Below are 12,378 nucleotides of genomic sequence, written 5' to 3' on the forward strand. Positions count from 1 at the left end.
TATGATGGGCCACATTGTTTGCGTGTCTGTTGGATAGCGAATCCTACCTCGTCAGCAGAGAGTCATGTTCTTCATCAAAACCACTGGCAACGTTGTGTTCGACGGTCTCTTTTTATTCTCAAACTACGTGAACTTTGCTGCTTATCTACTCTCCCCAAATTCATGCCAAAAAATGTGAACCTCATCCCTGAAGCAAATCGTAATCTCTGAAATCGATCTGTGTCGTAAACTTTACTTTACACTTTTAGTGATGTTAGTCACAAAATTAAGCGCGGAGGGTGATCGCAATCTCACAATATCCTGGTATACAAAATCGACAATGTGAGCGGAAAAGAGGCTGGAAAGTTAAGTTTTCACTGCTTTCTCTCTTTTACCGCGTCTGGAGGGAAACTGCAATTCAAAAGATAAAAAATAACTTGTTGAAATTGAGTCAGTAAAAAAATGCTATGTGATTTAAATCACGCGTATTTACAGATTTTATGATTTACGCCAATGGCGAATATTGACGGAGCTATTTTCTTCATGAATTAAATCTTGCATAGTGCCCTCACATTATTTCTCCCCCTGAATCAGGAGGCGGATAGTTATATTCCATCAAACTTTATTGATGGGCCAGGTATGCTTTACTTCACATTAATACGAACATGACCACTGTTAACTGGAGAAACAAAATGAATTATCCGGCAGAACCCTTCCGTATTAAAAGCGTTGAAACTGTATCTATGATCTCGCGTGATGAGCGCATCCAAAAAATGCAGGAAGCGGGCTACAATACCTTCCTGTTGAACTCGAAAGATATCTATATCGACCTGCTGACGGACAGTGGTACGAACGCCATGAGTGATAAGCAGTGGGCCGGGATGATGATTGGTGATGAGGCCTACGCAGGCAGTGAAAACTTTTATCATCTGGAAAGAACGGTTCAGGAGCTGTTTGGCTTTAAACATATTGTTCCTACGCACCAGGGGCGCGGGGCGGAAAACCTGCTATCGCAGCTGGCGATTAAACCGGGGCAATATGTTGCAGGGAATATGTATTTCACCACCACGCGTTATCATCAGGAAAAAAATGGCGCCACCTTTGTGGATATCGTCCGTGATGAGGCGCACGATGCCGGTCTGAATATCGCCTTTAAAGGCGATATCGATCTTAAAAAGCTGCAAAAACTGATTGACGAAAAGGGCGCCGAAAATATTGCCTATATCTGTCTGGCGGTGACGGTGAACCTTGCGGGCGGTCAGCCGGTCTCGATGACGAATATGCGTGCCGTCAGGGAGTTGACGCAGGCGCATGGCATTAAAGTCTTCTACGATGCAACCCGCTGCGTAGAGAACGCCTATTTCATCAAAGAGCAGGAAAAAGGCTTTGAGAACAAGAGCATCAAAGAGATCGTCCATGAAATGTTCAGCTACGCCGATGGGTGTACCATGAGCGGGAAAAAAGACTGCCTGGTGAATATCGGCGGGTTCCTGTGCATGAACGATGATGAGATGTTCTCGGCGGCTAAAGAGCTGGTGGTGGTATATGAAGGGATGCCATCCTACGGCGGTCTGGCCGGGCGCGACATGGAAGCAATGGCCATTGGTCTGCGTGAATCCATGCAGTTTGAGTACATTGAGCACCGTGTGAAGCAGGTTCGTTATCTGGGCGATAAGCTGAAGGCGGCAGGTGTGCCGATTGTTGAACCGGTAGGCGGCCATGCGGTATTCCTCGATGCTCGTCGCTTCTGCGAACACCTGACCCAGGATCAGTTCCCGGCGCAGAGTCTGGCGGCAAGCATCTATATGGAAACGGGCGTGCGCAGCATGGAGCGTGGCATCATCTCCGCAGGGCGTAATAAAGAGACGGGCGATCACCACCGGCCAAAACTGGAAACGGTACGCCTGACTATTCCACGCCGCGTTTATACTTATGCGCATATGGATGTGGTGGCCGATGGCATTATTAAACTCTATAAGCATAAAGAGGATATTCGCGGGCTGAAGTTTATTTATGAGCCTAAGCAGTTGCGCTTCTTTACTGCACGTTTTGATTATATTTAATGATATTGATAGCCCCATTTTTAAATGGGGCTTTTTGTTTTTTATTATCCGAAGATGTACAAATGACAGCCGTAATTATAATTAATAGTCAACAGGAACATTTATCATGGATATTAATGCCATTGAACGACAGAGTTCCCCCGGACTTATTAGCGGGACGATGCTTGTCATCGCAACGGTAGTCGGCGGGGGAATGTTCTCCCTGCCTATTGCGATGGCGGGAGTCTGGTTTCCCGGCGCCTCTGTTATTCTGATCGTTATTGCCATCATGATGTTATTAACCGGCCTGATGCTGGTTGAAGTGAACCTTCACTATGGTGCCGGAGCCAGTTTTAACACCTTTACTCAGGATCTATTAGGGCGAAAGTGGAATATCGTGGTTGGCATCGCCTTTGGTTTTGTACTCTATATTTTAACCTATGCGTATATCTCCGGGTCATCGGCGGTGATGGCGCAGACGGTGTTTAAATATAGCGGTTTTCGTTTCCCGGCAAACATCTCCGTTATTGTCGTCAGTATGCTGGTTGGCGTAATCGCCTGGTACAGCTCGCTGCTGGTCGGGCGGATCACCACCATTCTGATCGTCGGTAAGTTTGTGGCGTTCTTTGCCACGTTCTCCGGGCTAATCGGCCATATTGAGGTGGCGAAACTGGTCGATAGCGTCGCCATCGCACTGCCGAATACGCAATATCTTCCCTATATTCTGATGACGCTGCCGTTCTGCATTATCTCCTTTGGTTTTCACGGCAATGTGCCGAGTCTGGTGAAACTGTATGGCACCCACGGCGTGTCCCATATTACGCGCTCCATCGTGATTGGCACCCTGTTTGCCGTGCTGCTCTATATCTTCTGGCTGGCGGTGACGATGGGCAATATCAGCCGCGCCGAGTTTTCGCCGATCATTGCCAAAGGCGGCAATATTGATGTGTTTGTGGAAGCCATCAGTGGGCTGTTTACCAGTCGCTATATGGATTTAATCCTGACCTTTTTCGGTAACTTTGCCGTTGCCAGTTCGCTGCTGGCCGCTACGCTGGGTCTGTTTGATTATATTGCCGATCTGTTCCACTTCCCGGATAACGGCATCGGCAGACTGAAAACCGCGCTGGTGACCTATTTCCCGCCCGCTGCCGTCTGTTTCTTTTTCCCGAATGGTTTTGTCCACGCGATTGGCTATGCGGGACTGGCGTTTACCATCTGGAGCGTGATCCTGCCGCCATTTCTGGTGAAAGCGTCCCGTAAGCGTTTTGCCACGGCGCGTTATACCGCCCCCTGTAACAATACGGTGCTGAATCTGGTAATTGTCGGCGGAGGGATTGTGTATCTGACGGTGGTGCTGGATGTGTTTGGTTTGCTGCCGACGTTCCGTTAGCGGGAGGCGCTATGTTTCTGACATTACTCAGGTTACAGCATCCGCTGGTTTATCGTTACGCCTGGCTGAGGGTGTGGGTGGTGGTGTTAAGAAAATGCGGACTGCGCAAGAATAAAACTCACAAAAGCAATCAGGCCTGTCGCTGACAGGCCTGCCTGGATTTACACCCGGAAGTAGCGTGGTGGAATCAACGTTGAGAATGCGTCGATCTTCTTCACCATCTTTTTCCAGAACAACATAACAACAATCCTCTGTTTAAAATGCAGGCGCTATTTTAGTCAGCGCAGGCATTGCGTAAAAGATCGCCGCATCGTTCTTATCGTGTGCGTGGTGTAAAGCTTTTTGTTCACTCTGCAAAATGTGGAGGAGTAACACGATCGGCAACCCTGCCGCCGGGTTGACAAGCGTTAAAATAGTACGGGCAATCCCAGCCCGCGTTTCACTTCCCGTAGCGTTGTCTGTGTGACCTCATGCGCCCGTTCACTGCCTTGTTGCAGTATCTGCATCAGCATGCCTTTATCCTGAATATAGGTTGCCCGCCGCTCGCGCATTGGGGCAATCAACTCCTGCAAACAGGTTTCCAGTTCGTTTTTACAGGTGCGATCGCCAAGCCCGCCCTGCTGATAATGCGCTTTCATCGCCGCGACTTTCGTTTTGTCCGGGTGAAAGGCATCCAGCCAGGTGAACACGACATTTCCTTCGATCTGACCCGGATCGCTGACGTTAAGGTGGTGAGGATCGGTGTACATGGCGCTAACCGCTTTGTGGATCGTCTCTTCACTGGCGGAGAGTTGCAGGGTATTGCCGAGAGATTTTGACATTTTAGCGCCGCCATCGATGCCGGGCAGGCGGCCGGTGTCGCTCAGAATCGCCTGACAGTGACGTAGCAGTGGGGCAGGCAGCAGGCTGTTCATCTTGTGTACGATTTCGTTAGTCTGCTCGATCATCGGCAACTGATCGTCTCCTACGGGCACATATTCCGCTTTAAACGCGGTGATATCCGCCGCCTGGCTGATGGGGTAGACCATAAATCCGACCGGTAACGAGCGGGTAAAGCCTTTCTGCGCAATTTCATTTTTCACCGTCGGATTACGCTCTACGCGGGCGACAGTGACGACATTCATATACAGCATGGTCAGTTCCGCCAGTGCAGGTAAGGCGGATTGCAGGCAGAGCGTGGTGAGTTCAGGGTCGATTCCGGCAGCCAGATAATCCGCCAGCACTTCCGGGATGTTGTCGCGGATCTTTTGCGGGTTCGTACCGTTATCGGTCAGCCCTTGCAGGTCGGCAATCAGCACAAATTGTTGATGGGTATGCTGCAAAGCAACGCGCTGGCGCAGTGAGCCAACGTAGTGCCCGAGGTGCAGGGTGCCCGTAGGGCGATCGCCGGTCAGAATGGTGGGTTTTGTGTTCATCAAAGACTCCTTTACGTGAAAAAACCGAAAGACGTCTCTGGAACGCAATAGCCGCCTTTCGGCGGCTATTAATACGGGGATAAAACAGAACCGTGCCGCCTTTAGTCAGGCAGCCACCAGCGGTTATGGCGTTGGGGAATCGCAGTCTGTTTGTTCATAAAAATGACCGTATCACGGTTAAGCGCAGGGGTAAACCTGCTATGTCAGGGTTGTTAATGGGCAACCTGTTCACTCTGCTTGCCATCAGCGCTCTTCAGCATTCTCTTTTTTGCGTAAACTGCCGCTGCTTAACAAGTTGAATCATGCTGATGACGGCGCCGAAAAATAAGGCCGCAGCGCCGCAAAGCGTTGCGCTGGCGATCGCCTCCGTGCCGCTGCCTAACAGGCTGGTTAACAGTGGGCCGACGATCTGACCGATGCCGTAGGTGAGTGTGACAAGACCCAACAGATTGATATTCCCCGGCACGCTCAGCTGCCGCGCCAGCGGCATCACCAGCGAGGTTGTCCCCATGAACGTCGCGCCAAAACCAATGCTGCTGATAATAAGAAGCGGCAGTGCGTCGCTGGCGAGCGTGAGTATGACGCAGACTCCCTGAATCAGCAGATTCGCCGTCAGGCATTGTAATACGCCCCAGCGCTTTGCCGCCCACAGCCAGCCAAAACAACCGGGAACGATCGCCAGTCCCACCAGTGACCAAAGATGGGCGGTGAGTAGCGGCGAGCCCACGTTTTTCGCCATTAGCGGCAGATAGGTGGCGACGATGATGTAGCCAAATCCGGCGAAGCCATATAGCAGCGCCAGTTGCCACCAGCGCATCAGCGGATGATGCGTCGGCGCCGGAGGAGCGGGCGGCAACGCGTGGGCGCGGGCAGGGATAAGGAACGCCAGGAGCAGCAGTAACACGGCGGAGATAACGGCAGCGCCTGACCACAGCGCATGGGAAGAAAGCGCATAGCGTAAACCGGCGATAACATACTCGTTGCCCAGCAAGATACCGGCGCCAACGCCGGAGAAAAGCGACGCAATCACAAACGGGTGACGGGTATGTTGCAGGACGATCATCGAGCCAAAAATCATCATTCCGGCGCTGGCGACCCCGGCCAGAAAACGGATCAGCATCACGATGGCAGGTTGCGTAAATATCGCCATCGCAAGGATTAATCCCCCGGTTGCTACCGCCGATGTCAACAGCATTGGCCGTAAGCGAGAGGGGAGGTGAAAGGCGCCGAAGGAGAACAACAGGCTGCCCGCCAGATACCCCGCGTAGTTGGCGCTGGCAATCCAGGAAAGCGCCGCGAAGGTAAACTGACCTTCAGACAGCAGGACCGGTAGCATCGGGGTATACAGAAAACGTCCGATCCCCATTCCCAGCGTCAGTACCATTAAGCCGAAGAGTGCCGTACTGATGGCATGACGGTTTGAATCGGCATTGCCCTGAACCATACTTGCTCTCACTTAGCGCGTTAATTTGTGTTTGTTATATTACATGTGTAAATGATAATAAAAAGTAAAAAATAGAGGCGTGTGAGGGCCCGGCAAGGCATATGCGTTGGGAAATTCAGCAGGCGTCGATCGTTTTTACGCAGTGCCAGCCATCATCCACGCAGCGATAGATGGATTCGGTATGACCGGGGATAATCCACTGCGTTTCTTCGCCGGGGGGGCAGTGCAGGTAAATACATAACCCGCAGCCGCCGCGTAGCTGGCGCGGAATATCCGCCACCCGAAAGGTCATTCCCGCAGCCTGAAGCGCTTTGCGGGTCTGAATGACGCCCACCGTCGAATGAAATAAAAACAGATATTCCGTCATCCGCGTTTTCTCTGGCGTTGACCAATCAGCGCCGCACCAATGGCCCCGGCAAACTGCGCGTCAGGATGGGTGTAAACCGGCATCGCAACGTGTCTTTCCAGCATACGCGCGAATGCCGCACAGTGGCTGACGCCGCCGGTAAACAGCAAAGGTCCCCCGGCAGACAGTCGGCCGATAAAATTGGCGCTACGTCTGGCCATCGCGTTGATCACGCCGGAAAGAATGGCTTCTGGCGCAACGCCCGCAGAGCGCAGGCTGATCACTTCAGACTCGGCAAAAACCGTGCACATGCTGGTGATAGCATGAGGCTCAATGCCGTCGGTGATCGTATCCAGTTGATCCACGCTGGCGCCGAGGGTGCGCGAAATCACCTCCAGAAAACGCCCGGTTCCGGCGGCACATTTATCATTCATCAGAAAGTCGGTGAGATTACCGTCGTTATCCAGCTGAATAACCTTGCTGTCCTGGCCGCCAATGTCGATGACCGTGCGGGTTTCAGGAGCCAGAAAGCGTGCCCCCAGCCCGTGACAGGAGATTTCTGTCACCTGTTTATCGGCAAAATCAACCAACTGGCGTCCGTAGCCGGTTAGCGTCAGAAACGGGCGCGTGTCCAGCCCTGCGTTTAGCGTTTCCCACGCCTCGTGGATAGCATCGGCGGGGCGAAACGGCGTGGGGCAGAGGAAACGGCGTGTGATAACGCCCTCCGCCAGCAAAACGCCTTTTGTCGCCGTGGAGCCGGAATCAATGCCAATCGAATACGTCACGGGCGCTCCTTACAGCATTTCGATAAAGGCCGCGACGCGGGTGCTGAGTTGCCCGATATCCGAAGTGGAGTAGTCCGTTTCGATGGCGATATAAGGGATGTTGTGCTGTTGGCGTACGTGGCGCTTAATCGCCATAGACTCAACGGCATAGGTATGACAGGCCTGCAAAATCACATCCACGACACCGTCCGCCTGATACTCCTCTACCATCTGGCTGAGCAACGTCAGCCGCTGGTCGTTGGGCGAAATGCAGGAACAGCCAATTGCGAGGTATTTGTCGGTCAGCGCGTCATAGACATCGCCCGTCTCTTCAACGCACTGTTCGGTGGCTTTTGCCCCCGTGCAGTTTTCAAATCCGACGACCCAACCGCCGTTTTCTTCAATGGCGCGTACCACTTTTTCTGCCGCGCCGCCAATCGGGCAGCCGGTGATCAGAATGCGCGGGCGGGCGTCCAGCCGCTTGCCGTCCTGCCACTCCTGGCGCACGCGGTCAGCCATGCCGTTGAGCTCGTCGATAAGCGCTTCTTTATCAAAACGAAACGTCGCGCCGTACACCACTTTCAGGATATCGCTGCCGCTAAGAGCAGGAGGATTAAGCTGGCCGACGCGGTAGAAATTGGCCAGCGCGCGGCGTTCGCGGTTTTTCAATACGATCGCGTCGCGCAGGGCGGTTTCGCTGATGGGGCGGCCAAAACGCGTTTCCACAGCCTGTTGCAGACGCAGGATCTCTGCTTTCCATAACGCACGGGAGGCGGCGTCATTGGCGCTGTTGGGCAGTTGCATGACGTGTACTGTCTTAAATTCGGCCATGTATTCGTACATTTTCTTTTTGCCGTCGCAGGTGGTTTCGCCCACCACCAGATCGGAAAAATAAAAGTAGGGGCATTTGTCCGTTTTGCCGAAGCCGTAGCTGCTTTTGATCAGCGGACACAGGTTGCGCGGCAGATCCTTTTCGGCTTCTTCGATGGTTTCGTCCGACGTTGAACACAGGGAAACGACAACCGCGCCCGCCGCCATTGGGATCTCCTGCGGCATAAACGTGCAGTAGGTGCCGACCAGTGGAACCCCCTGTTCTTTAAGATCCATGACGGTGAGAAAGCCTTTCTGACGGGCGTCGGAGAACTGGTTAAAAATGGCGGGTAGATCGGTGATAAGCGACATGGTTTTCCTTCCCCGTAACACGGGAGACAATGAAAAGACCACGCATTATAACCCTGTAAAAACCAGGTGTTTATTGATCTGCTTAAAAGTTGGGTAACGTCAGCAGGGACGGTATTTGTGACAGCAGATACAACACCAGCCCGATGGAGCCGCCGACCAGCGTGCCGTTGACGCGGATAAACTGCAAATCTTTGCCGATGTTCAGCTCTATCTGGCGTGACATATCGCGGGCATCCCAGCTTTTTACCGTGTCGCTGATGTGGCGCGTCAGAAACGCGGCGAACTCCGGCGCGACCCGGTGCGCAGCCTGTTCCAGATGGCCGTTGAGCGAAGCGCGAAGGGCATCATCCGCCACCAGCGTTTCGCCGAACCATTGCCCGGCATGGGCGATCCGCTGCTTCACGCGGGAACCCTCTGCGTTAATATCTGCCTTCAGCCACTGGCGTAAATCAGCCCAGAGTTCACCAAGATAATGGTTAAACGCCTCATCTTCTTTCAGGTACGCTTTGATGCTTTCCGCCCGGGAGGCCATCTCTGGATCGTTTTTGAGTTTGTCGATCAGCTTAAAGGTGGCGCGATCGAAGGCGTGGCGGATCTGGTGCGCCTGGTCGTGGCTGATATCATCCAGCAGCGAATTCACCGCATCGGAAACCAGTTCTGCGCTGTGTTCCCCCAGCCATTCGGTCGGTAAAATTTTTGCTTTTAGCGGATGTTCCGTCTCCAGCCAGCGCACGATTTGCTGCGCGATAAACGCGCGTGAGCTGTCGCGCTGAAGCAGGGCGATCAACTGCGCGATCAGGGTGTCCAGCAGTACCTGATGACGATCGTTTTTGGTCATACTCTCCAGCATTAACGCGCTGGTGCCAGAGAAGTCCACTTTATCGATCGCTTTGTGTACCGCCCGCTTGAGCAGGCGCTGAATACGGGCGTCGTCCGTCAGTTCGAGAAAACCGCTCATGATTTGCAGCAAATGCATCCCAACCCGCCGGGCGTTATCCGGCTGACTGAACCAGTTGCCGATCAGCAAGGCCGGTTCATGACGGCGAATGAGCGCGACCAGCGACTGGGTATCAAGAAATTTCTCCTGCACGAACTGGCCAAGATTTTCGCCGATTCGATCCTTATTACGCGGGATAATGGCGGTATGCTGCGCGATAAACGGGATCGGCACCCGACGAAACAGCGCCACGACGGCGAACCAGTCCGCCAGTGCGCCCACCATTGCCGCTTCCGCAATGGCTTTAATGCCGAGTACCCAAAAATTTGGCGGCAGGAAAAGCGTCGTGATGAACGTGGCGGCGGCAATCAGCAGCAGCGAGAGCGCCAGTCGTTTGGCGCGTTTGAGTTCAGCAATTTTATTCATAGCGTTAAGGATAGAGCCAGACGGGGGGATCGTGCAAAAGATCATCCCGGGATCCAGTTATCCCATGCAGGCAAGGTTCCCAGTTCCGCCACCAGAAAATCGATAAACGAACGCACCTTCGGGTTGCTGTATTTACTCGGGAAATAGAGCGCATAAAGGGCGTGCGTTTCGCAGGTGATGGTGCCGTCGAGCATCAGAGGCGTGATCTCCTCTTTCTGGATGTGATCGCCAATCAGGTAGGTCGGCAGATAAGCCACGCCCTGGTCTTCCAGCACCGATTTTAGCAATACCAGACTGCTGTTGGCCTGGATCGGCATATGCAGCTTTAACTGGTGCAGGCGCTCCTGCTCGTCCGCCACTTTAAGCACCGGGGTGAGTCCGGGATAGACCAGGCAATCATGATTCACCAGCTCGACGCGACGCTGCGGCATCCCTTTTTTCGCCAGATAGCCGGGGGAGGCGCACCACGCCCAGCGGATCGGCACCAGCTTGCGCATGGCATAGTTTTGCGGCGGCGCGGTGGAGATGCGCAGAGCGATATCGAAATCCGTTTCGTTCAGATTCACAAAATTATCGTTGAGGTCGATGTAGAGATTCACGTCTGGATATTGAGTACGGTATTTATCCACCAGATTAACTAATCGGGAATATCCAAAGGCAATTGAACAGGTTATGCGTAATTCACCTTGCGGGCTGTGATAATAACCGGAAGTGGTATTTAAGGTTTCATCAAACTCGTTGAGTAATTTAGTCGCACGGTTAAATAAATATTGCCCGGCATCGGTCAGGGTAATACTGCGGGTGGTACGTTTAATTAACGTTGTACCCAGCGTATCTTCCATTGCTGCCAGACTTTTACTTACCGCTGAAGGTGACACGTTAAGCTGGGCAGCGGCTTCAGATAATCCACCGCAATCCACAATCTTGATAAAAAACTCTAAATGCTTCAGGGAAATGGATGTGTTCATTGTTTCCTTTTATTCACAAGTGATTTGCAAAAACGGTACGAATAGGCCGTTACATTCGCGTTTGAAACATGTAACTATTGAATCACAGGAAATAACTTGCTGACAAAATGAAAAAATAACAACTTAAGTGAGTTATGTCACAAATTAAACAGGAGGCAAAAGAAAGAACGCGAAAAATTGTGAATTTAATCTCATTTAATATAATTTAAATTAAAAGGTGCCTGTTATGTGGTCACGACTCGAACCCTACAGATCTTCACTTATTTTATTACTCGCTCTGGTTGTCGGCGGCTTACTAGGTATTTATGCTCCGACGTTTGCAAGTCAACTCCAGCCGATAGGTCAGATTTTCCTGAACCTGTTATTTATGATTATCGTTCCGCTGGTGGGGATCAGCGTAATGTCTTCTATCGCCAGCATGACCGATCTGAAACGTCTGGGACGCATTATGGCGATTATCTTTATCGTCTCTATCGCGATGGCTTTTATTCCGGCCGCCGGAATTGTGGCGCTCGCGCTCTGGTATAACCCGGCGCAGGGGGTGACTATCGATCTTTCGCAATCCGTGCAGGCGGGCAGCGGCAAGATGGATTTTGTCAGTATGATCACCACCAGCGACTTTATCGGACTGTTTTCTAAATCGAATATTCTGGCGCTGATCGTGATGGCGATTATCGCCGGGATCGCCATTGGGCAATCAGAACAGGCGGGCAAACGTATCGCCTCACTGCTGGAAGACGCCAACACGGTGATCATGAAGATTGTGGCGATCATCATGAAGGTGGCTCCCATCGGCCTCGGCTGTTACTTCGCTGCGACGATGGCCAGTCAGGACTCCGGCCTGTTGCTGACCTTTGCCCGGGCTATCGGCCTGTTCATGGTTGCCACGCTGGTTTACTACATCTTCGGTTCTGTTCTTTACTCTTACATTGGCGGCGGGCTACCTGCGGTGAAGGCCTTCTGGCGTAACGCCATTGAACCTTCGGTGACCGCGCTGGGGACGTGTTCCTCGCTCGGCACGCTGCCGGTGACTCTGCGTGCGGGTAAGGCGATGGGCATTAACCCGGAAATCGTTGATGTCTCCATCCCGCTGCTGGTTAACCTCAATAAGGGCGGCGTGGCGATGATTGCCGCATTGAAGATTGTTTTTATCTATTCCGTTTTAGGCATGGAGTTCACCACCGAAACGTTCTTCCTGACGATGCTGATTGCTGTACTTTCGGCGATTATCGTCGGCGGCGTCCCTGGCGGCGCATTCCTCGGTGAGATCTTTATTGTCACCACGCTGGGGTTGCCGATGGAGGCCATTCCAATGCTGGTGGTGCTGGGCACGATTACGGATGCGCCAGCAACGCTTATCAACGTAATTCATGATTTGAACGCGGCGCAGATTGTGGAGCGCTTCGCCGGAAAGAAACCGGTGAACGCTGATATCAACACCACGGACGCAGTAGTCCCGGCTTTCCGCATGGATTAAGGATGTAA

At 52.6% G+C, this 12,378-nt stretch carries 10 protein-coding genes; 3 read left to right on the plus strand and 7 right to left on the minus strand.

The features are described from left to right. The first annotated feature begins 671 nt into the window (after positions 1–671). Positions 672–2,042, plus strand: a complete 1,371-nt coding sequence (locus OGV83_RS20225) for a tyrosine phenol-lyase (RefSeq protein ID WP_047459198.1) — start codon at positions 672–674, stop codon at positions 2,040–2,042. A gap of 106 nt (positions 2,043–2,148) precedes the next feature. After that, positions 2,149–3,411, plus strand: coding sequence for an aromatic amino acid transporter (locus tag OGV83_RS20230; RefSeq protein WP_012134247.1), 1,263 nt, complete (start codon positions 2,149–2,151; stop codon positions 3,409–3,411). A 407-nt stretch (positions 3,412–3,818) separates the two neighbouring features. Here OGV83_RS20230 and trpS read toward each other — a convergent pair whose 3' ends face one another. From trpS to OGV83_RS20265, 7 genes are all read right to left on the minus strand, one after another. Further along, the gene (trpS, locus tag OGV83_RS20235; protein ID WP_115182039.1) at positions 3,819–4,826 is read right to left on the minus strand and encodes a tryptophan--tRNA ligase; all 1,008 of its coding nucleotides are present in this window, start codon (positions 4,824–4,826) and stop codon (positions 3,819–3,821) included. Between the two features lie 253 nt (positions 4,827–5,079). Then, positions 5,080–6,270, minus strand: coding sequence for an MFS transporter (locus OGV83_RS20240; RefSeq protein ID WP_286464514.1), 1,191 nt, complete (start codon positions 6,268–6,270; stop codon positions 5,080–5,082). Positions 6,271–6,385: 115 nt separating this feature from the next. Then, positions 6,386–6,637, minus strand: a complete 252-nt coding sequence (locus OGV83_RS20245) for a putative Se/S carrier protein (protein ID WP_115182038.1) — start codon at positions 6,635–6,637, stop codon at positions 6,386–6,388. Beyond that, positions 6,634–7,401, minus strand: a complete 768-nt coding sequence (gene yjiL / locus OGV83_RS20250; RefSeq protein ID WP_115182037.1) for a putative 2-hydroxyacyl-CoA dehydratase activator YjiL — start codon at positions 7,399–7,401, stop codon at positions 6,634–6,636. Before yjiL ends, OGV83_RS20245 begins: the two co-directional genes overlap by 4 nt. A gap of 9 nt (positions 7,402–7,410) precedes the next feature. Then, the gene (locus OGV83_RS20255; protein ID WP_286451523.1) at positions 7,411–8,562 is read right to left on the minus strand and encodes a double-cubane-cluster-containing anaerobic reductase; all 1,152 of its coding nucleotides are present in this window, start codon (positions 8,560–8,562) and stop codon (positions 7,411–7,413) included. 82 nt (positions 8,563–8,644) lie between these two features. Then, a complete protein-coding gene (locus OGV83_RS20260; protein ID WP_058669144.1) occupies positions 8,645–9,925 on the minus strand; it encodes a DUF445 domain-containing protein in 1,281 nt (426 codons plus the stop codon). A gap of 41 nt (positions 9,926–9,966) precedes the next feature. Then, positions 9,967–10,893 carry a LysR family transcriptional regulator gene (locus OGV83_RS20265; protein WP_012134237.1) on the minus strand — a complete coding sequence of 309 codons (927 nt, stop codon included), beginning with the start codon at positions 10,891–10,893 and terminating at the stop codon, positions 9,967–9,969. A gap of 226 nt (positions 10,894–11,119) precedes the next feature. Here OGV83_RS20265 and OGV83_RS20270 point away from each other — a divergent pair, with 226 nt between their 5' ends. Beyond that, entirely contained in the window at positions 11,120–12,370 is a 1,251-nt protein-coding gene (locus tag OGV83_RS20270) for a dicarboxylate/amino acid:cation symporter (RefSeq protein ID WP_047459152.1), read from the plus strand. Positions 12,371–12,378: the final 8 nt, after the last annotated feature.

Origin of the sequence: Citrobacter sp. CK189 (assembly GCF_030333505.1) — a bacterium.
Classification (GTDB): domain Bacteria; phylum Pseudomonadota; class Gammaproteobacteria; order Enterobacterales; family Enterobacteriaceae; genus Citrobacter_B; species Citrobacter_B koseri.

Coding starts and splice junctions, on each gene's coding strand:
- OGV83_RS20265 (WP_012134237.1), bottom strand. CDS start 10,893: ATGAACACATCCATTTCCCTGAAGCATTTAGAGTTTTTTATCAAGATT.
- trpS (WP_115182039.1), bottom strand. CDS start 4,826: ATGAACACAAAACCCACCATTCTGACCGGCGATCGCCCTACGGGCACC.
- OGV83_RS20245 (WP_115182038.1), bottom strand. CDS start 6,637: ATGACGGAATATCTGTTTTTATTTCATTCGACGGTGGGCGTCATTCAG.
- OGV83_RS20255 (WP_286451523.1), bottom strand. CDS start 8,562: ATGTCGCTTATCACCGATCTACCCGCCATTTTTAACCAGTTCTCCGAC.
- OGV83_RS20240 (WP_286464514.1), bottom strand. CDS start 6,270: ATGGTTCAGGGCAATGCCGATTCAAACCGTCATGCCATCAGTACGGCA.
- OGV83_RS20230 (WP_012134247.1), top strand. CDS start 2,149: ATGGATATTAATGCCATTGAACGACAGAGTTCCCCCGGACTTATTAGC.
- OGV83_RS20225 (WP_047459198.1), top strand. CDS start 672: ATGAATTATCCGGCAGAACCCTTCCGTATTAAAAGCGTTGAAACTGTA.
- OGV83_RS20270 (WP_047459152.1), top strand. CDS start 11,120: ATGTGGTCACGACTCGAACCCTACAGATCTTCACTTATTTTATTACTC.
- OGV83_RS20260 (WP_058669144.1), bottom strand. CDS start 9,925: ATGAATAAAATTGCTGAACTCAAACGCGCCAAACGACTGGCGCTCTCG.